Origin of the sequence: Pseudomonas sp. D3 (assembly GCF_029320995.1) — a bacterium.
Classification (GTDB): domain Bacteria; phylum Pseudomonadota; class Gammaproteobacteria; order Pseudomonadales; family Pseudomonadaceae; genus Aquipseudomonas; species Aquipseudomonas paraveronii.
Genome location: NZ_CP119772.1, coordinates 4,279,857 through 4,298,737, shown reverse-complemented (window position 1 = coordinate 4,298,737; position 18,881 = coordinate 4,279,857). Strand labels below are relative to the sequence as shown.

The following is an 18,881-nucleotide window of genomic DNA, read 5'->3' as shown; positions in this document are numbered from 1 at the left end:
TGATACAACACAAATCAAAACTGTGGGAGGGGGCTTGCTCCCGATGGCAGTGTGTCAGCCACTACATGCATGACTGATCCACCGCCATCGGGAGCAAGCCCCCTCCCACAGTTGGAATGTATTTCAGGGTGAAATTGAGTTGGACCGACTGATTGTGTTCCAGCAATTTCAACCCCGGCCGCCCCGGCAGGTGATGGGCATTCACCGGATGGCTCACCGGCTCGATGCAAAAGAACCCCAGCCCCGGCGGGCAGTACAGCAGGAAGTAATCGGCGCCCGTGGCCTGGCATTCCAGGGCATAACCCAGCTCCGGCTGTTCGATCCGGCAATGCCCGTCCCACTGGGAAAAACCGTTGTCCACCAGGTCTTCGGGGAGGTTTTTCGACGCCTGGAAGTCCCAAGCGTGCGGCACCGCCGCCAACCCCGTGGGTAGCTTGGACGCATCGCTTAGCCACACCTGCGACGCCTTGGCCTGCAACCGCGTGCCCGGCAGGCGCGGCAAGTAGGGATGCAACCCCAGGCCGTGCCACGCCGCCTGTTCGGCCAGATGGGTGACCCGCAAGGCGATGCTCAGCTCACCGTTGCGCAGTCGAAACCGCTGCTCGGCGCGATAGGCGAACGGCGTGGCGCATTCCAACGCAAGCAGCACTTCATCCGCCGACTGGCTGACCACGCGCCACGCCTGTTGCCAGGCCGACCCGTGAATCGGCAGCGGATCGGTGAGGCTGTTGGGCGTGAGTGCCAGCCAGCCCGCGGGCGTGTCGAAACCGCCGTTGGCGATGCGATTGGACCAGGGCGCGAGGGGATAGCAGGCCAGTTTGCCGGGCAGGCCGGTGTCCAGCGCCGCTTGATCGCTAGGCCGCAGCAGGGGCTGGCCGCTGGCGCGCACGTGCCAGTTGACGATGCTGCCGCCCACGGCCGGGGCGAGGGTGAGGTGGGTCAGGTGGTCTTGCAGTTCAATCAGCATCACAGCACCAGCCCTGGCAACCACAGCGACAAGGCCGGAATGTAAGTCACCGCGATCAACACCAAAAACAGCACGCCATAAAACGGCAGCAGCGCCTTCACGGTTTTCTCGATACTCACCTTGCCCACCGCCGCCCCCACGAACAGCACCGCGCCGACCGGCGGGGTGATCAGGCCGATGCCAAGGTTGACCAGCATGATCATGCCGAAGTGTACCGGGTCGACGCCGATGCCGAGTACCACTGGCAGCAGGATCGGCGTGAGGATCAGAATCAGCGGCGCCATGTCCATCACCGTGCCGAGCAACAGCAGCATGGCGTTGATGCACATCAGGATCACGTAGCGGTTGTCCGACAGGGTCAGGAACAGCGTGGTGATCTTCGCCGGGATCTGCATCAGGGTCATGATGTAGCCGAAGCTGGCCGCGAAGGCGATCAGGATCATCACGATGGAAATGGTGCGCACCGTGCGGTGCATCAGCTTGGGCAGCTCGTTCCATTGGTAGTCGCGGTAGATGAACATGGTCACGAAGAACGCCCACAGCACCGCGATCGCGGCGGACTCGGTGGCGGTGAAGATGCCGGAGAGAATGCCGCCGAGGATGATCACCATGGCCATCAGGCCCCACAGCGCGTCGGCGCAGATTTTCAGCGCTTGCTTGAGCGGGATGACTTCGCCCTTGGGGTAGTCGCGCTTCTTCGCGAAGATCAGGCACAGCACCATCAGGCACGCGCTCATCAGCAGGCCCGGGACCACGCCGGCCATGAACAGCGAGGCGATCGACACCGTGCCGCCCGCCGCCAGGGAGTAGAGCACCGAGTTGTGGCTGGGCGGGGTCAACAGCGCCTGCACCGAACCGCTGATGGTCACCGCCGTGGCGAACTCGCGGGGGTAGCCACGGCGTTCCATTTCCGGGATCAGCACCGAACCGACCGAGGCGGTGTCGGCCACCGACGAGCCGGAGATCGCGCCAAAAAATGTCGAGGCCATGATGTTCACCAGCGACAAGCCGCCGCGCACAAAACCCACCAACACCCCGGCAAATGCCACCAGCCGCCGCGACATGCCGCCCTCGGCCATGATCGCGCCGGCCAGCACGAAGAACGGAATCGCCATCAGCGAAAACTTGTTCACCCCGCCGGCGATTTGAATCATCAGGGCCTGGTACGGAATGTCGATCCACCACGCGCCGATCAACGCCGACAGGCCCAGGGCATAGGCCACCGGCATGCCGATCAGGATCAAGGCGATAAAGCTGCCCAACAGAATCAATGCGTCCATATCAGGCAGCCCCTTCGCTTTCTTCAACCAGGTCGAAGCGCACAACCCGTCGGTTGCTCTGGTCACCGAGCAGGAGTTTTTCCACCACGAAGATCAGGGTCAGCAACCCGCCGATCGGGATCGGCATGTAGGTGATGCCCACGCGCAGGGTGGGGATGGCGCTCATGAACTGGTTCCAGGTGGACAGGCACAGCTTGCTGCCCCAAATGGTCATGAACAGGCAGATGGTGCCCATGAGCAATTGCGAGAGGATGCCGACGATCTGGCGTTGGCGCGCAGGCAGGCGGTCGGTGACCATCGCCACCGACATATGCGCCCCGGCGCGGTAGCTGGCGGCGGCGCCGATAAAGGTGAAGACCAGCATCAGCAGGATGGCGGTGGGTTCCGGCCAACTGGAGCCGGTGCCGAGGATGTAGCGGGCGAAGATGCCCCAGGGGATGATCAGCGCGACCCCAAGGACCGAGAGGCCGGCGACCCAGATGCAGGTCATGTAGATACGGTCGTTGATGCGCAGCAGTCGATTCTTCATGGCGTTCACCGTGACCGGGCGCGTCAATGCCGACCGCGCCGGGCCTTATGCGAGAGGCAGGGCAGGTTATTGAACGGCGTCGATGCGCGCGATGATGTCGGCGAAAGGCGCGCCGTACTTGGCGCGAACCGCTGCGGTGGCGTCGTAGAAGGGTTTTTTGTCGACTTGGATGAACTCCACGCCGGCCGCCTTGAGTTTTTCCTCGCTGCTGGCGGATTTTTTATCCCACAGCACGCGCTCATCGGCCTGGGCGGCCTTGGCGGCGTTTTTCACCATGACCTGTTGCGCAGGGGTGAGCTTGTTCCAGGTGATTTTCGACATCACGATCGGTTCGGGCAGGATCAGGTGCTCGGTGAGGGTGTAGTACTTGGCGTTTTGATAGTGGTTGTGTTCTAGCAGGGTCGGTGGGTTGTTTTCGGCGCCATCGATCACGCCTGTCTGCAAGGCACTGAAAATTTCGCCGGTGTCCATGGCGATACCGTTGGCGCCCATCGCATTAAATGCGTCGATGAACAGGGGATTACCTTGCACGCGAATTTTCATACCCTTGAGGTCTTCGATTTTGCGTACCGGCTTTTTGCTGTAGAGGTTGCGCGTGCCGCCGTCCATCCAGGCCAGGGCGACCAGGCCGAATTCGGAGTCGGTGATCTTGGCGAGGATTTCATCGCCGATCTCGCCGTCGATGACTTTGCGCATATGCGCCTGGTCGCGGAATACGAACGGCAGGTTGAACACGTTCACGTCCGGCACCACCGGGCCGACGATACCGAGGCTGACCCGGGTCATCTGGACCGCGCCGACCTGGGCCTGTTCGACGACTTCTTTTTCCGAACCCAGGACTCCGCCGGGGAAGTACTTGAAGGTCAGTTCGCCGTTGCTTGCTTGGGTGAGGGCCTTGCCCATGTTCTCTTCGGCCACGACGGTGGGGTAGCCGGCGGGGTGGACGTCGGCGAATTTGATTTCCAGCGCGTGGGCGGCGCTGCTGAGGGTGAAGACTGCGGCGGCGAGCAAGGTGCGTTTGAAGTCCATGGGCGGTCACTCCTGTCTTGTTATTGTTGTATTCAAGGCACAGCGATGCAGCTAGAGGGTGAAGTGCGGTTCGGGCAGTCCTTGGACGCCAGGGTCGAGGGCGAACACGCCGCCGGATAGCGACTGCTCACTCTGGTCGTCACGGATCGAGGTGACGAATAAAGTGTCCAGGCGACTGCCGCCGAAGGCGCACATGCTGGGTTTTTTCACCGGCACGCTCAGGGAGCGGTCCAGGCGGCCGTCGGGGGTGAAGCGGTGGATCAGGCCGGCGTCGTTGGCGCAGATCCAGTAGCAACCGTCGACATCCACGGCGGCGCCGTCAGGGCGGCCTGGGTGTTGCTGCATGTCGACAAACACGCGGCGGTTGCTCGGCGTACCGGTTTCGGTGTCGTAGTCGAAGGCCCAGATCTGTTGCACCAGCGGGTGCGAGTCCGAGACGTACAGCGTGCGGCCATCAGGGCTGAAGGCCAGGCCGTTGAGGGTGATAAAACCCTCTAACTGCGCATGGGGCGCGGCGCCCGAAGCGTAACGGTAGAGGATGCCTGCGGCGGCATTCGCGCCCATATCCATGACCATGCTGCCGGCCCAGAAACGGCCCTGGCGATCACAGCGCCCATCGTTCAGGCGCATGCCCGCGCGCGGGTGCGCGACCTCGGCCAGCGGCGTGGTGTCGAGGCTGCCGTCGTTGTGCGCGGTGAGTTGGAAAAAGCCGCTTTGCATCCCGGCGACCCAGTTGCCTGCACCGGTGCGAGCAATGCAGGCGAGCATCTGCGGGGCTTTCCACGCGTCGATATGACCGGTGGCGGCGCTCCAGCGTTGTAGCCCTCCGTTGGGAATGTCCACCCAGTACAGGGCGTTTTCTTCGGGCACCCACACCGGGCATTCGCCCACGGCATTGCGGGCGTCGACAATCAACTCAGCAGTCATGGCAACTCATTCCCTTGGGTGAGTGTTGCGTCAGTCACCGAACGGCCCAGCGGCGCAGAAAGCACCGCCCTGGTAGACCTTGGCCGGGTCATCGGCGGCGAGCGGCGGCTGGGCCTCGACCTGGGCGCGGAACCCTTCGGAGCTGTCTTTTGGGGTAAAGCCCAGGTGCGCGGCGTAGCGGTTGTCCCACCAGGTATCGAGGTTGGCCGACATGCCGTAGACCACGGTGTGGCCGACGTTCGGCGTGTACAGCGCGCGTTCGAGCAGTTGGGTCAGGTCGTCGAAGCTCAGCCAGGTGTGCATCATCCGACGGTTCTGCGGTTCGGCAAACGACGAGCCGATGCGGATGCTCACGGTCTCGATGCCGTAGCGGTCGAAGTAGAAACTGGCCATGTCTTCGCCGTAGGACTTGGACAGCCCGTAATAGCTGTCCGGGCGACGCGGCGAGTGGGCATCGAGTTGTTCGCCCTGTGGGTAGAAACCGATGACATGGTTGGAGCTGGCGAAGATCACGCGTTTGACGCCATGGCGGCGCGCGGCTTCGTAAATATGGAATATCCCGCAGATATTGGCACCGAGGACTTCTTCGAACGAGCGCTCTACCGAAACACCGCCGAAATGCAGGATGGCGTCGACGCCTTCGACCAAGTGGTGGACCGCTTGTTTGTCGGACAGGTCGCAGGGTTGCACTTCTTCATCGGCGCCGGCGGCGGCCATGTCGGCGATATCCGACAGGCGCAGCACCTGGGCATACGGTCGCAGGCGTTCGCGCAGGACTTTGCCGAGGCCGCCGGCGGCACCGGTGAGGAGGAGGCGGTTGAAGGGCGCTGGGGTCGTGGTGGTCATCTGGATTCCAGTTTTGTTGTAGGTTGTCGTATGACTATGCCGAAGTATTGTTAGAGAGTCCCCGCTTGTCAATGTGGGAGGGGGCTTGCTCCCGATGACGGTGTATCAGGCAATGTCTCTGTGACTGACCCACAGCCTTCGGGAGCAAGCCCCCTCCCGCAATGGATGTGCACGGGTTTTAGATCTTTAAAGCAACGAAATCGGATAGCTGACGAAGATCCGGTTCTCATCAAATTCGTTATTGCTAAAGTCCCGTCGCATGGTCGAGTTGCGCCAGCGCACGTTGAGGTTCTTCAGTACACCGCTTTGCACCGTGTAGGCCAGCTCCGATTCACGTCCCCATTCCTTGCCGTCGGTGATCGCGCCGGTGTGGACGTTACTGCCGCTGATGTAGCGGTTCATCAGGGTCAGCCCCGGAACGCCGAGCACCACGAAGTTGAAGTCATGGCGCAGTTGCCAGGATTTTTCCTTGGCGTTGTCGTAGCTGGCGTTGTAGCTGTCGTTGGCCAGGGTGCCGCCGCTGGTGCCGTTGACTCGCATCCATGCGCTGTCACCGCTGAGTTTTTGCAGGCCGACGTAGAAGGTGTTGCCGCCGTACTTGGCCGAGAGCAGGGCGAAGGCGGTTTTGTTGTCCAGGTCGCCGGCCAGGGCACTGCCGTCTTCCTTGCCGTTGAAGAAACCGAGGTTGGCGCCCAGGGTCCAGTCGCCCAGCGGCTGGCTGTGGGTCAGGTTGAGGTACTGCTGCTGGTAGATATCGCTCAGTTCGGCGTACCACAGGCCGACCTGGGTGCGCTTGTCGTTGAAGGTGTATTCGCCGCCGCCGAAGTTGAAGCGGTCTGAGGTGAAGGCGGCTTTGCCGTTCATGAACATGTCTTCCATGCTCGCGTCGTTGCGCGGGCTGTTACCGCGAAACTGGCCGCCGTAGAGGGTCAGGCCGGCGATTTCATTGGAGGTGACTTGGCCGCCCTGGAAGGTCTGCGGCAGGGAGCGGCCATCGTCGGAGCGCAGGATCGGCAGCACGGGCATCCATTCGCCGACTTTCAATTCGGTGTTCGACAGCTTGGTTTTCAGCGCCACGCCCAGGCGCCCGAAGTTATCGGCGGGGCGCCCGTCGTTGTGAACCGGCAGCAACTGGGTGCCGGCGGTACCTTTGCCGCCGTCGAGCTTTTGCGAATACAGGCCCAGCACGTCAATCCCGAACCCCACGGTGCCCCGGGTGTAGCCGGATTTGGCGTCAAGGATGAAACTCTGCGTCCACTCTTCGGCCTTGGCCTGGGGGTTGGACGGGTTGGTGAAATTGCGGTTGAAGTAGGCGTTGCGCAAATTGAGCGTGGCCTTGGCGTCGTCGACAAACCCTTCGGCCTGGGCGGTGAGAGGCAGGGTGAAAGCCAGGCTGCTGAGACCGATAAGGCCGAGACGCGAGGAGGAATTGCGGGCGAATTGACGCACAGTGACGCTCCATTTTGTTTGTTGTTTTTATTATTTGTCATACGTCGTCGTACAACATTGGGGCGATACTTGCGGGGTTTTTGTGGCTTGTCAATCAGAAGTTATACGATAACCAGGCTTGACTGATCAAAAGTGGCCGCAGTCCAGGGAGGGCGCTGGATCGTGCCGACGATGGATTCAGCCAGCCACGACCATCGGCGGCAGGGTGCCGAGGAGGGAGACGGCGGCTACCGCTGAAACACCTAGTAACCATTCAGCCATCACACTGGCCTTCAAGGTCTCCAGTCGCTGTTCGCAGCGATCGATACGCAAGCGGTTCAGCAGCGCCAGGGCCAACATGCCCAGCACCAGCATTGCCTTGATCAGCAGAATCAGGGCGAAACCGTTGAACAGCGGGGTGGGCCACAGTTGTCCGGTCAGTACGCGAACATTGATCAACCCGGTGACCAGCAAGCCGGCGACCAGGCCATAACCCACGCCGCTGAAGCGCCGCAAAATCGGCTCCAGCCCCTGGCGTTGCGGTTGGCGCAGGATCAACACCAGCAACAGCAAACCGCCAAGCCAGGCGCCCACGCACGCCAGGTGTACGACCTGGTTGAGGATCAGCAACTGCCCGCTGAGCCCGTTGAGCATGGCGCCGTGACCGACCGGTGCGAGGGTCGCCAGCAGCAGGCTGAGCAAGGGCAGGCGCAACGCCGGCCAGGGTTTGATCAAGGCGATCAGCAGCAACAGGTTGAGCAGCAGATGCCAGAGCCACACTTGGCCAAAAAAGGTTTTGCCCAGCACCAATTGCACCGTGGCCGGTTGCAGTGCGGCGTCCCAGCTGCCGGCCATGCTGGCGGTAATCAGCAGCAACCAGGCCACGCCGGAGCCGAGCCCCAGCCAGGCCAGGCCACGGCTGATACGCAGCAATTGCCGGTCCAGCGCCGGCTGCGGTTCATTGGCCATCAGCCAGGGCCTGAACACACAGGCCCCGAACATCAACAAGACGACGATGAAATGCAGGAAGCGGCACAGCACCAGCAGCGTCGCCATAGGTTATTGGCCGACCTTGAAGCTGTATTCACCGTTGCTCTTGTGGGTGTCGACCGAGACGGCGTTCCACACCACTTTGTAGGTGCCAGCCGCGAGTGGAGCGGCGGGCGTCACCACCAGGGTTTTCTTGTCGGCATCCGGGGTTGTCAGGCCCTTGATCGCGATTTCGGTGCCGTCCTTGCTCAGGGATACCTTGGAAAAAGTCGCCTCCACGCCTTCGCTGAAGCTCAGGCGCACCTCTTTCGGTGCGGTGACGCTGCTGTCTGCCGCAGGCGTCGCGCTCTTGAGGTGCGCATGGGCAAACGCGGCCGAGGCGCCCAGCAGGGAGGCCAGCAGGGCGACGGTGGTCAGGGTTTTCTTGATCAACATTAGGCAACACCAATCAATGGGTAGGGGCGCCAGTGTACGAAGTTTCGGCTCCGCCTGTCGCCCCGATCTAGAGCGGGTGGTAGTCTTTCCGTTATGTCTTTGTCAGGGAGCCCTTATGGGCAATCACAAGATCGGAATCCGTCGAGTCAACGTCGAAAAAATCCTGCTGGCCGCGGAGAAGATCTTCGCCGAGAAGGGGTATGGCAGCACCGCCATGGCCGATATTGCCGCAGAAGTGCAACTGCCGCGCTCCAACCTGCATTACTACTTCACCACCAAGAGCGAGCTGTACAGCGCGGTGCTGTTTGACCTGTTGGAAGTGTGGAAGCAGGACGCCTTGAGCTTCGAAACCTTCGATGACCCGCGGGTGGTGCTCAGCAGCTACATCCGCGCCAAGATGCAACGCTCACGCACGCGGCCGTATGGGTCGAAGGTCTGGGCCAACGAAATCATGCACGGCGCGCCGACGCTCGGTGAGGCGTTGGATGAAAGCCTGTACGACTGGGCCAAGATGAAGGAAGCGAAGATTCGCCAATGGGTGGAAGACAAACGCATCCTGCCGGTGGAGCCGGCGAGCCTGCTGTATATGATCTGGGCCTCGACCCAGCACTACGCCGACTTTGATCATCAGGTGAAGATTCTGAACGATCACCAGCCGTTGTCGGATATGCAGTTCGAGAGGGCGATTCAGACGGTGACCAGTGTGATTTTGCGCGGGATTGGGTTGGAGCCTTGAGGCTTGAGTTTTGTGGTGAGGTTGGGGGCCTCATCGGGGGCAAGCCCCCTCCCACATTGACTGCATTTTGTCTGAACGAATGCGGTCAACTGTTTGAGGCTTGAGTTTTGTGGTGAGGCTGGGGGCCTCATCGGGGGCACGCCCCCTCCCACATTGACTGCATTTTGTCTGAAGGAATGCGGTCAACTGTTTGAGGCTTGAGTTTTGTGGTGAGGCTGGGGGCCTCATCGGGGGCAAGCCCCCTCCCACATTGACTGCATTTTGTCTGAAGGAATGCGGTCAACTGTTTGAGGCTTTAGTTTTTTGGTGAGGTTGGGGGCCTCATCGGGGGCAAGCCCCCTCCCACAGTGGATCGCATTCTTTCAGACATAATGCGCTCAATGTGGGAGGGGGCTTGCCCCCGATAGCGGTCTACAGGACTACACCGCTTCCCGGTACGGATTACGCGGGTCCTGGGTCCAGTTCAAGAACGGCTTGCCGGTGTCCACCGTCACCATCTCGATGCAATCGGCCACCGGGCAGGTGATTTGGCACAGGTTGCAGCCCACGCACTCATCATCGATCACCTCGTACTTATGCGTGCCGTCCGCCTGTTTCAAGCTGGCGATGGCCTGGTGCGACGTATCCTCACAGGCAATATGGCAACGCCCGCAGCCGATGCAGGCGGCCTGATCGATCTTGGCGATCACCTGGTAGTTGATATCCAGGTACTTCCAGTCCGTGGTATTGCCCACTGCGCGCCCGGAGAAATCCTGCAGGCTGGTGTAACCCTGACTGTCCATCCAGCGCGACAGGCCGTCCTTCATTTCTTCGACGATGCGAAAGCCATGCAGCATCGCCGCCGTACACACCTGCACGGCGCCGCAGCCGAGGGCGACGAATTCCGCCGCATCGCGCCAGTTGCCGATGCCGCCGATCCCGCAGATCGGCAGGCCGTGGGTCTGCGGGTCGCGGGCGATTTCGGCGACCATGTTCAGTGCGATCGGCTTCACCGCTGAACCGCAGTAACCGCCGTGGGTGCTCTGGGTGCCGACCGTCGGCAGGGCGACCATGCGCTCCAGATCCACACGGGTGATGGAGTTGATGGTGTTGATCAGCGACACCGCATCCGCCCCACCGCGATACGCCGCACGCGCCGCCACGCGAATGTCGGTGATGTTCGGCGTGAGCTTGACGATCACCGGCAGCGAGCAGTACGTCTTGCACCAGCGCGTCACCTGTTCCACATACTCTGGCACCTGGCCCACCGCCGCGCCCATGCCGCGTTCCGGCATGCCATGGGGGCAGCCGAAGTTCAGCTCGATGCCGTCGCACCCGGTGGCTTCCACCAGGGGCAGGATGTTTTTCCAGGACTCTTCGACGCACGGCACCATCAGCGACACGATCAACGCGCGGTCCGGCCAGTCCTTTTTGACCTGGGTGATTTCGCGCAGGTTGATCTCCAGGGAGCGGTCGGTGATCAGTTCGATATTGTTGATGCCCAGCACTTCGCGGTTAGCGCCATAGTGCGCCGAGTAACGCGACGACACGTTGACCGCCGCCGGGTCTTCCCCGAGGGTTTTCCAGACCACGCCACCCCAGCCCGCTTCAAACGCGCGGACCACGTTGTAGGCCTTGTCGGTGGGCGGCGCGGAGGCCAGCCAGAACGGGTTGGGGGCTTTGATACCAGCGAAGACAATCGAGAGATCGGCCATTACGCAGCCTCCACGTTGAGCATGAGTTGGGCGTGCATGGCTTCTGCCGCCAGCTTGCCGTGTTGCACCGCCTGGACGGTGAGGTCCTGGCCGAGGCTGACGCAATCGCCGCCGGCATACACGCCGGGGATGCTGGTGCGCAGGTGCTCGTCGACGAAGATGCGCGCGCCGACCCGCTGCAGTTGCTGCGCCAGCGGGTCGTGCAGCGCGGCGTTGTCGAAGCCTTGGCCGATGGCCTTGAAGATCGCGTCGGCGGCCAGTTCGAAGGTCTCACCGGTGGACTGCAGGCGCCCGTTGTCCATGTGTGTGCGGGCGAAACGCATGCCGCGCACGTGGCCTTGCTCGTCCAGCAGCACTTCTGCGGGCTGGGCCCAGGTCAGCAGGCGTACCTGATTGGCCTTGGCGATGTCCTGCTCATGGCCCGTGGCGCCCATGTCTGCCAGGCCCCGGCGGTACACCAGGTTCACGTCGCGGGCGCCGAGGCGGGCCATTTGCACGGCCATGTCGATGGCGGTATTGCCGGCGCCGAGCACGATGCAGCGGTCGGCCAGCGGCAGTTGGCTCAGGTCGTCGGCCTGGCGCAGTTCGCGGATGTAATCGGTGGCGGCGAGCAGGCCGGGGGCGTCCTCATGGGGCAGGCCGAGTTGCTTGCTGGCGGCCAGGCCGAGGCCGAGGAATACCGCATCGAAGTGCTGGTGCAGTTCGCTCAAGGTCAGGTTGTCGCCCAGGCGCTGGCCGTGGCGGATTTCGATACCGCCGATCTGCAGGAGGAAATCCAGCTCCTGCTGTGCGAAATCATCTACCAGCTTGTACTTGGCGATCCCGTATTCATTCAGGCCACCGGCTTTTTCCCGGGCTTCGAAGATCACCACATCGTGGCCGTGCAAGGCGGCGCGATGGGCGCAGGCCAGGCCGGCCGGCCCGGCGCCTACCACCGCGATGCGCTTGCCGGTGGTGGCGGCGCGCTGGAACGGGTGTTCGCTGAAGTGCGCGTTGTCGATGGCGTAGCGTTGCAACAGGCCGATCAGCACCGGGGCGCATTCTTCGGCGTTGTTACGCACGCAGGCTTGCTGGCACAGGATCTCGGTGGGGCAGACCCGGGCGCAGCTGCCGCCGAGGATGTTGGCCGAGAGAATCTTCTGCGCGGCGCCTTGCACGTTATCGGTGTGGAGGTTGCGGATGAACGACGGGATGTCGATCTCGCTGGGGCACGCGTTCACGCACGGCGCGTCGTAGCAATACAGGCAGCGCGAGGCTTCCAATTGCGCCTGGCGGGCGTTGAGAGGCGGCGCCAGGTCGGTGAAATGGCTGGCGAGGGTGGCGCCGTCTTCATGGGGATGGGGGAGGTGGGTCAGGGTCTGGATCACGGTGTGGGCCTCACGGTTTTTTTGGATTGCCTCTGGCGGGCATTTTTGTTGCCTGGGCTGGCCTCATCGGGGGCAAGCCCCCTCCCACAGTGATCGCATTGTGTCTGAAAGCATGCGGTCAATTGTGGGAGGGGGCTTGCCCCCGATAGCGCTCTCAGCGGTTCACAGCAACCGGCTTGGAGCGCTCAGCCCGCTTGCTCAACTGCTCGAACACCGCCGGGTACGCCGGCCGTTCCACATACCGCCCGGCACCGCGTTCGGCGCGCAGGTCGCCATCGGCCCAGACCAGCTTGCCCTGGCTGATGGTATGGCTCGGCACGCCGCGCACGGTCTTGCCTTCGAAGATGTTGAAGTCGACGTTCTGGTGGTGGGTCTTGGCGGAAATCGTGCGCGTGCCCTCGGGGTCCCACAGCACCAGGTCGGCGTCGGCACCGACGCGGACCGCGCCTTTGCGTGGGTAGAGGTTGAAGATTTTCGCGGTGTTGGTGGAGGTCAGCGCGACGAATTGCTGCATCGACAGGCGCCCGGTGTTGACCCCTTCGTCCCACAACAACGCCATGCGGTCTTCGATACCGGCGGTGCCGTTGGGGATCTTGCTGAAGTCGTCACGGCCGGCGGCTTTTTGCTCAGCGCAGAAGCAGCAGTGGTCGGTGGCGGTGGTGTGCAGGTTGCCCGATTGCAGGCCGCGCCACAGCGCTTCCTGATGCCCGCGCGGGCGGAACGGCGGGCTCATCACGTAGCCGGCGGCGGTCTGCCAGTCGGGGTGACGGTAGACGCTGTCGTCCAGCAGCAGGTGGCCGGCGAGTACTTCGCCGTACACCGCCTGGCCTTTGCCGCGGGCGTAGGTGATTTCATCCAGCGCTTCCTGGGTGGACACATGCACCAGGTACAACGGCGTGCCGATGGTTTCGGCGATACGAATCGCGCGGCTCGCCGCTTCACCCTCGACCTGGGACGGACGCGACAGCGGGTGCGCTTCCGGCCCGGTGATGCCCTGGGCCATCAGCTTGCGTTGCAGGTGATACACCAGCTCGCCGTTTTCTGCGTGCACGGTGGGCACCGCGCCCAGCTCCAGGCAGCGCTCGAAGCTGGCCACCAAGGTATCGTCGGCCGCCATGATCGCGTTCTTGTAGGCCATGAAATGCTTGAAGCTGTTGATGCCGTGGTGGCTGACCAGCTCGGCCATCTCCTCGCGCACCTGCTCGCTCCACCAGGTGATCGCCACGTGAAAGCCATAGTCGGCCGCCGACTTTTCCGCCCAGCCGCGCCATTGGTGAAAGGCTTCGAGCAAGGATTGCTGCGGGTTGGGAATCACAAAGTCGATGATCGAGGTGGTGCCGCCCGCCAGACCCGCTGCTGTGCCGCTGAAAAAATCCTCACTGGCCACGGTGCCCATGAAGGGCAGTTGCATATGGGTGTGCGGGTCGATGCCGCCGGGCATCAAGTATTGGCCGCTGCCATCGAGGACTTCGGTGCCAGCGGGAATGTCCAGGTCCGTGCCAATCGCGCGAATTAGACCGTCTGCGCATAAAACATCGGCGCGGTAACTTTCATCGTGGGTAATGATGGTGGCGCCACGGATCAACAGCGACATGTCGAGTTCCTCACAAGGCTTGACCGGCTTGTGCCAGTTCTAAGTGTTGTAGTTCTTTCCAGCGCAGGTTTGTAAAACCTGTCATGGGTGACAGGAATAGAAACTAGCCGGTGTTTTTAGAATGAGCAAGAAGATTTTTCCTACGTCTATTTGTTTTTTAACTAGTTGAATTTAAACAATAAAAAATAAAAATCACCAAAATGTAGCGAGCGCTCACCATTTTGACGCACTTGACAGGTTTACAGTATGAGTAACATTTCTTATTGCAAATCAGGCGCTTGAGACTTGCCACTTGACGGCGGCGGCAAATAAAAATAATTGTGTTGCACCAGATTGAGTCCTGAATGTTCGGCCAACTTTCGCGTTATCCAGCCTGTGTCACGCGGCAAGTACCGCAGGATTAATCGGTGTTTGAAATAAAGCTGATAAACATCAGCGAGTTATATACGCGGTGCGGGGTCGGGTTGGGTTGTCGGCACGGTTATTGAGTGCAGTGGCGGCTGGCCGGACCCGTGATGTCATGTTGTTTACGAGGTACTCCGGCCACCTGCACCGACCTTGCAGGTGAGCAACAATAATTCGAAAAAAACCGTGGAGCGGCCATGCAACAGAACAGATCGCAAGTCATTGAACGCAACGGCCTGTACGAACTCGACGCCGGCCCCGACGTCCTCGACAGCCCTCGCTACAACCACGACATGGCACCGACCAAGGTGCATGAACGCACCTGGAACAAGTGGCACATCACCGCGCTGTGGGTCGGCATGTCGATCTGCGTGCCCACCTACACGTTGGGCGGGGTGCTCACCGCGTACTTTGGTTTGTCGGTGGGCGAGGCGCTGATGGCGATCCTCCTGGCCAATATCGTGGTGTTGATCCCGCTGACCCTCAACGCCTTCCCCGGCACCAAATACGGCATCCCGTTCCCGGTGTTGCTGCGTTCTTCATTCGGCATTCTCGGCTCCAACGTGCCGTGTCTGATCCGGGCGCTGGTGGCGTGTGGCTGGTTTGGTATCCAGACGATGTTCGGCGGGTTGGCGATTCACCTGTTTTTGGGCTCGATTTTCGAGGGTTGGAAGGCCTTGGGCGGCACCGGTGAAGTGATCGGCTTCATGATCTTCTGGACCCTGAACCTCTGGGTGGTGCTGCGGGGCGCCGAGTCGATCAAGCGCCTGGAAACCTTGTCGGCACCGCTGCTGGTGGCGGTGGGCATTGGCCTGCTGGTGTGGGCGATGCCGAACGTGTCCCTCAGCGAGTTGATGGCGATCCCGCCCAAACGCCCCGAAGGTGCGAGCCTGACCGGTTACTTCATGGCCGGCCTGACCGCGATGGTGGGCTTCTGGGCTACCTTGTCGCTGAACATTCCCGACTTCAGCCGCTACGCCAAGAGCCAGAAGGACCAGATCCTCGGGCAGATTTTCGGCCTGCCGTTGACCATGTTCCTGTTCGCCGCCCTCGGCGTGATCATGACTGCGGCGTCGGTGAAACTGGTGGGCGTCAGCGTGTCCGACCCGGTCACGCTGATCGGGCATATCCAAAGCCCGGTGTGGGTCGCCGTGGCCATGGCGTTGATCATCGTCGCCACCTTGTCGACCAATACTGCGGCGAACATCGTGTCGCCCACCAACGACTTCCAGAACATCGCGCCCAAGCTGATCAACCGCACCACGGCGGTGATTCTCACCGGGTTGGTGGGGTTGGTGTTGATGGGGCACGAGTTGCTGAAAAAACTCGGGCTGATCGTTTCCGACGTGAGCCTGGAAACCGTGTATTCCAACTGGTTGCTCGGCTATTCAAGCCTGCTGGGACCGATCGCCGGGATCATGGTGGTGGACTATTTCATCACGCGCAAACAGCAATTGGACCTGGCCGGTTTGTACCGTGACGACGTGTACCCGGCGTGGAACTGGAAAGGCTTTCTTGCGTTTGGCGTGCCGGTGGTGCTGACGCTGTTGTCGTTGGGCAGCGATGCGTTCAGCTGGTTCTACAGCTATGGCTGGTTTACCGGTTCGGCGTTGGGCGGCGTGTTGTATTACGGCCTGAATGCCGGGCGCGGGGTCAGCCCGGTCGCCGTTAAATCTTCGTTGTAAACCCGCTCAAGGTGGGAGCTGGCTCCCACCATTGACCGAGTCAATCCATAAGAAATGTAGCCTGAGGAGATCCCCATGAACGCTGCCCTGGACGTTCTGCAATCGACCCATCAGCACATCAACCGCGACCGTTTGTGGCAGTCGCTGATGGACCTGGCCAAACTCGGCGCCACCCCCAAGGGCGGCGTGTGCCGCCTGGCCCTCACCGACCTCGACCGCCAGGCCCGCGACCTGTTCGTGCAATGGTGCGAAGAGGCCGGGTGCAGCGTGACCGTCGACGGTATTGGCAACATCTTCGCCCGCCGGCCGGGGCGCAATCCCGACCTGCCACCGGTGATGACCGGCAGCCATATCGACACCCAGCCCACCGGTGGCAAGTTCGATGGGTGCTTCGGCGTGCTGGCCGGTGTGGAAGTGCTGCGCACCCTCAACGACCTCAAGCTGCAAACCGAGGCGCCGCTGGAAGTGGTGGTGTGGACCAACGAAGAGGGCTCGCGCTTCCCGCCGTGCATGATGGGCTCGGGGGTGTTTGCCGAGAAATTCAGCCTGGCCGATACCCTCGCCAAGGTCGATGCGGCTGGCGTCAGCGTAGGCGATGCGCTGAATGCGATTGGCTACGCGGGGACGCGGGGGGAGAGTGGGCATAAAGTCGGCGCTTACTTCGAAGCGCATATCGAGCAGGGGCCGATTCTGGAGGACCAGAAAAAAACCATCGGCGTGGTGCTCGGTGCCCTCGGGCAAAAGTGGTTCGACCTGACACTGCGCGGCGTGGAAGCCCACGCGGGGCCGACGCCGATGCACCTGCGCAAGGACGCCCTGGTCGGCGCGGCGGTGGTGGTCGCGGCGGTGAATGCGGCGGCGTTGGGGCATCAGCCGCATGCGTGTGGCACTGTCGGTTGCTTGCAGGCTTATCCGGGCTCACGCAATGTCATCCCGGGTGAAGTGCGCATGACCCTGGACTTCCGTCACCTGGAACCGGCGCGATTGGATTCGATGATTGCCCAGGTGCGCCAGGTGATCGACGAGACCTGCGCCAAGCATGGGTTGAGTTTTGAAATGGAACCCACCGCCGACTTCCCGCCGCTGTATTTCGACAAGGGCTGTGTGGACGCCGTGCGCGATGCCGCGAATGGGTTGGGGTTGTCGAACATGGACATCGTCAGCGGGGCAGGGCACGACGCGATTTTCGTCGCCGAACTCGGCCCGGCGGGGATGATCTTCGTGCCATGCGAAGGTGGCATCAGCCACAACGAAATCGAAAACGCCGCACCGGATGACCTGGCGGCGGGGTGTGCGGTGTTGTTGCGGGCGATGGTGGCCGCCTCGGCAGCCATCGCCAGCGGTAAGTTGGCTGCCTGAAATGCGAAAAAAACTGTGGGAGGGGGCTTGCTCCCGATGGCGGTGGGTCAGTTACAGATAAGCTGGCTGAACCACTGCTATCGGGGGCAAGCCCCCTCCCACATGGGTTTTGCGGTGTTCATACATTGTGTGTCTGGCGCAGGATCAGTGTGGGAGCAAGCCCCTCCCACAGTTGAACTGTGTCTATACCCAAATGGCATCCCACAACGGGTAGTCGCCAATCCGGCTAACCAATCCCGCTCGCAATGGATTGGCCACCACATACCGGGCCATTTTCACCAGGTCGTCTTCCTGGCGCAGCGCCCGGTCATGGAAACTTTCCTGCCAAAGCCGCCCCTTGCGTCCGCTTGCGCCATTAACGGTCCTGGTGCTTTTGGACTTCACCTGGCACATCAAGTCCGCCAGCGAGCCTTTTTTCAGTTCGAGCAGCCAATGGAAATGGTCCGGCATGATCACCCATGCCAGGGAGTTAGCCAGCCCTTGGTACTGAGCTAATCGAAACTGCCAGACCACCAAGCGACCGAGATGGAAATTCTTGAATATCGGGATGCGTTCGTGGGTGTTGGTGGTGATGAGGTAGATACGGTTCGGTTCGCTGAATCGACCGATGCGCAGGCGGTGTGAAGCGGGTAAGTCAGGCATTCCTTGGCCTCTTTCTGGGTGTGTTTTGAGAGGCTAGATAGAGGGGCTTGGGATTGATGGACATGCTTTTGGCAGGATGTGTCTGAAAGGGCGCAATCGGGAGCAAGCCCCCTCCCACATGGGTTCTGCGGTGTTCATACATGGTGTGTCTGGTGCAGGGTCAGTGTGGGGGTGGGCTTGAACCCTCCCACATGGGTTCTGCGGTGTTCATACATGGTGTGTCTGGTGCAGGGTCAGTGTGGGGGTGGGCTTGAACCCTCCCACATGGGTTCTGCGGTGTTCATACATGGTGTGTCTGGCGCAGGATCAGTGTGGGGGTGGGCTTGAACCCTCCCACATGGGTTCTGCGGTGTTCATACATGGTGTGTCTGGCGCAGGATCAGTGTGTGGGTGGGCTTGAACCCTCCCACATGGGTTCTGCGGTGTTCATACATGGTGTGTCTGGCGCAGGATCAGTGTGTGGGTGGGCTTGAACCCTCCCACATGGGTTCTGCGGTGTTCATACATGGTGTGTCTGGTGCAGGGTCAGTGTGGGGGTGGGCTTGAACCCTCCCACATGGGTTCTGCGGTGTTCATACATGGTGTGTCTGGCGCAGGATCAGTGTGTGGGTGGGCTTGAACCCTCCCACATGGGTTCTGCGGTGTTCATACATGGTGTGTCTGGTGCAGGGTCAGTGTGGGAGGGGGCTTGCTCCCGATGAGGCCGGAACTGACGCCACCGCTATTGCGGCCGAACCTGCGCGCCTTCCCGCATCCGGCAAATTCCCAGCGCCATACCGCGCTGCGGCCCATCGACATTCGAAGGCTAGATGTGCGGCGATGGAGTTGATCGATTCCAGATCCTGGGTGGCATTGACCAGCAGCGTTTCGGTGTCAAGGTCGGGCCGGAGGCCTGAATATGCGATGGATCAGTCGGTGATGTTTGGCTGATCTACCGCCATCACAGGCAAACCAGCCCCCACCTTCGA

The 18,881-nt window shown here is 61.6% G+C and carries 16 protein-coding genes and 1 pseudogene; 3 read left to right on the top strand and 14 right to left on the bottom strand.

What is annotated here, in order from left to right:
- Window positions 1-61: 61 nt before the first annotated feature.
- The 9 genes from P3S72_RS19600 to copC all read right to left on the bottom strand — a co-directional run bounded on the left by P3S72_RS19600 (window position 62) and on the right by copC (window position 8,431).
- Window positions 62-967, bottom strand: a complete 906-nt coding sequence (locus P3S72_RS19600; RefSeq protein WP_276193689.1) for an aldose 1-epimerase — start codon at window positions 965-967, stop codon at window positions 62-64.
- Entirely contained in the window at window positions 967-2,247 is a 1,281-nt protein-coding gene (locus tag P3S72_RS19595; protein ID WP_247403646.1) for a TRAP transporter large permease, read from the bottom strand. Before P3S72_RS19595 ends, P3S72_RS19600 begins: the two co-directional genes overlap by 1 nt.
- A gap of 1 nt (window position 2,248) precedes the next feature.
- Window positions 2,249-2,776 (bottom strand): TRAP transporter small permease, encoded by a 528-nt coding sequence (locus P3S72_RS19590; RefSeq protein WP_253396959.1) that lies wholly within the window; start codon window positions 2,774-2,776, stop codon window positions 2,249-2,251.
- Window positions 2,777-2,842: 66 nt separating this feature from the next.
- Window positions 2,843-3,805, bottom strand: coding sequence for a TRAP transporter substrate-binding protein (locus P3S72_RS19585; RefSeq protein ID WP_247403650.1), 963 nt, complete (start codon window positions 3,803-3,805; stop codon window positions 2,843-2,845).
- A 51-nt stretch (window positions 3,806-3,856) separates the two neighbouring features.
- Window positions 3,857-4,732 carry an SMP-30/gluconolactonase/LRE family protein gene (locus tag P3S72_RS19580; protein WP_276193688.1) on the bottom strand — a complete coding sequence of 292 codons (876 nt, stop codon included), beginning with the start codon at window positions 4,730-4,732 and terminating at the stop codon, window positions 3,857-3,859.
- A gap of 30 nt (window positions 4,733-4,762) precedes the next feature.
- The gene (locus tag P3S72_RS19575; protein WP_276193687.1) at window positions 4,763-5,578 is read right to left on the bottom strand and encodes an NAD(P)-dependent oxidoreductase; all 816 of its coding nucleotides are present in this window, start codon (window positions 5,576-5,578) and stop codon (window positions 4,763-4,765) included.
- Between the two features lie 186 nt (window positions 5,579-5,764).
- Window positions 5,765-7,027 (bottom strand): OprD family porin, encoded by a 1,263-nt coding sequence (locus P3S72_RS19570; protein WP_247403656.1) that lies wholly within the window; start codon window positions 7,025-7,027, stop codon window positions 5,765-5,767.
- A gap of 177 nt (window positions 7,028-7,204) precedes the next feature.
- Window positions 7,205-8,062 carry a copper homeostasis membrane protein CopD gene (copD, locus tag P3S72_RS19565; RefSeq protein ID WP_276193686.1) on the bottom strand — a complete coding sequence of 286 codons (858 nt, stop codon included), beginning with the start codon at window positions 8,060-8,062 and terminating at the stop codon, window positions 7,205-7,207.
- A gap of 3 nt (window positions 8,063-8,065) precedes the next feature.
- Complete coding sequence (gene copC, locus P3S72_RS19560) at window positions 8,066-8,431, bottom strand: copper homeostasis periplasmic binding protein CopC (protein ID WP_276193685.1); 366 nt, start codon at window positions 8,429-8,431, stop codon at window positions 8,066-8,068.
- A 115-nt stretch (window positions 8,432-8,546) separates the two neighbouring features.
- Between copC and P3S72_RS19555 the strand changes: the two genes are divergently transcribed.
- Window positions 8,547-9,167 carry a TetR/AcrR family transcriptional regulator gene (locus tag P3S72_RS19555; protein WP_247403662.1) on the top strand — a complete coding sequence of 207 codons (621 nt, stop codon included), beginning with the start codon at window positions 8,547-8,549 and terminating at the stop codon, window positions 9,165-9,167.
- Between the two features lie 419 nt (window positions 9,168-9,586).
- On the opposite strand, the gene preA is transcribed toward P3S72_RS19555, so the two are convergent.
- From preA to hydA, 3 genes are all read right to left on the bottom strand, one after another.
- Window positions 9,587-10,861 (bottom strand): NAD-dependent dihydropyrimidine dehydrogenase subunit PreA, encoded by a 1,275-nt coding sequence (gene preA, locus P3S72_RS19550; RefSeq protein ID WP_276193684.1) that lies wholly within the window; start codon window positions 10,859-10,861, stop codon window positions 9,587-9,589.
- Window positions 10,861-12,228 (bottom strand): NAD(P)-dependent oxidoreductase, encoded by a 1,368-nt coding sequence (locus tag P3S72_RS19545; protein ID WP_276193683.1) that lies wholly within the window; start codon window positions 12,226-12,228, stop codon window positions 10,861-10,863. Before P3S72_RS19545 ends, preA begins: the two co-directional genes overlap by 1 nt.
- 154 nt (window positions 12,229-12,382) lie before the next feature.
- A complete protein-coding gene (gene hydA, locus P3S72_RS19540; protein ID WP_276193682.1) occupies window positions 12,383-13,822 on the bottom strand; it encodes a dihydropyrimidinase in 1,440 nt (479 codons plus the stop codon).
- A gap of 602 nt (window positions 13,823-14,424) precedes the next feature.
- Here hydA and P3S72_RS19535 point away from each other — a divergent pair.
- Both P3S72_RS19535 and P3S72_RS19530 read left to right on the top strand, forming a co-directional pair.
- Window positions 14,425-15,912, top strand: a complete 1,488-nt coding sequence (locus P3S72_RS19535) for an NCS1 family nucleobase:cation symporter-1 (protein WP_276193681.1) — start codon at window positions 14,425-14,427, stop codon at window positions 15,910-15,912.
- 75 nt (window positions 15,913-15,987) lie between these two features.
- Window positions 15,988-17,271 (top strand): Zn-dependent hydrolase, encoded by a 1,284-nt coding sequence (locus P3S72_RS19530; RefSeq protein ID WP_276193680.1) that lies wholly within the window; start codon window positions 15,988-15,990, stop codon window positions 17,269-17,271.
- A 183-nt stretch (window positions 17,272-17,454) separates the two neighbouring features.
- Here P3S72_RS19530 and P3S72_RS19525 read toward each other — a convergent pair whose 3' ends face one another.
- Both P3S72_RS19525 and P3S72_RS19520 read right to left on the bottom strand, forming a co-directional pair.
- Entirely contained in the window at window positions 17,455-17,913 is a 459-nt protein-coding gene (locus tag P3S72_RS19525) for a transposase (protein WP_276193679.1), read from the bottom strand.
- 721 nt (window positions 17,914-18,634) lie between these two features.
- Window positions 18,635-18,818: pseudogene (locus P3S72_RS19520) on the bottom strand (hypothetical protein).
- Window positions 18,819-18,881 lie beyond the last annotated feature (63 nt).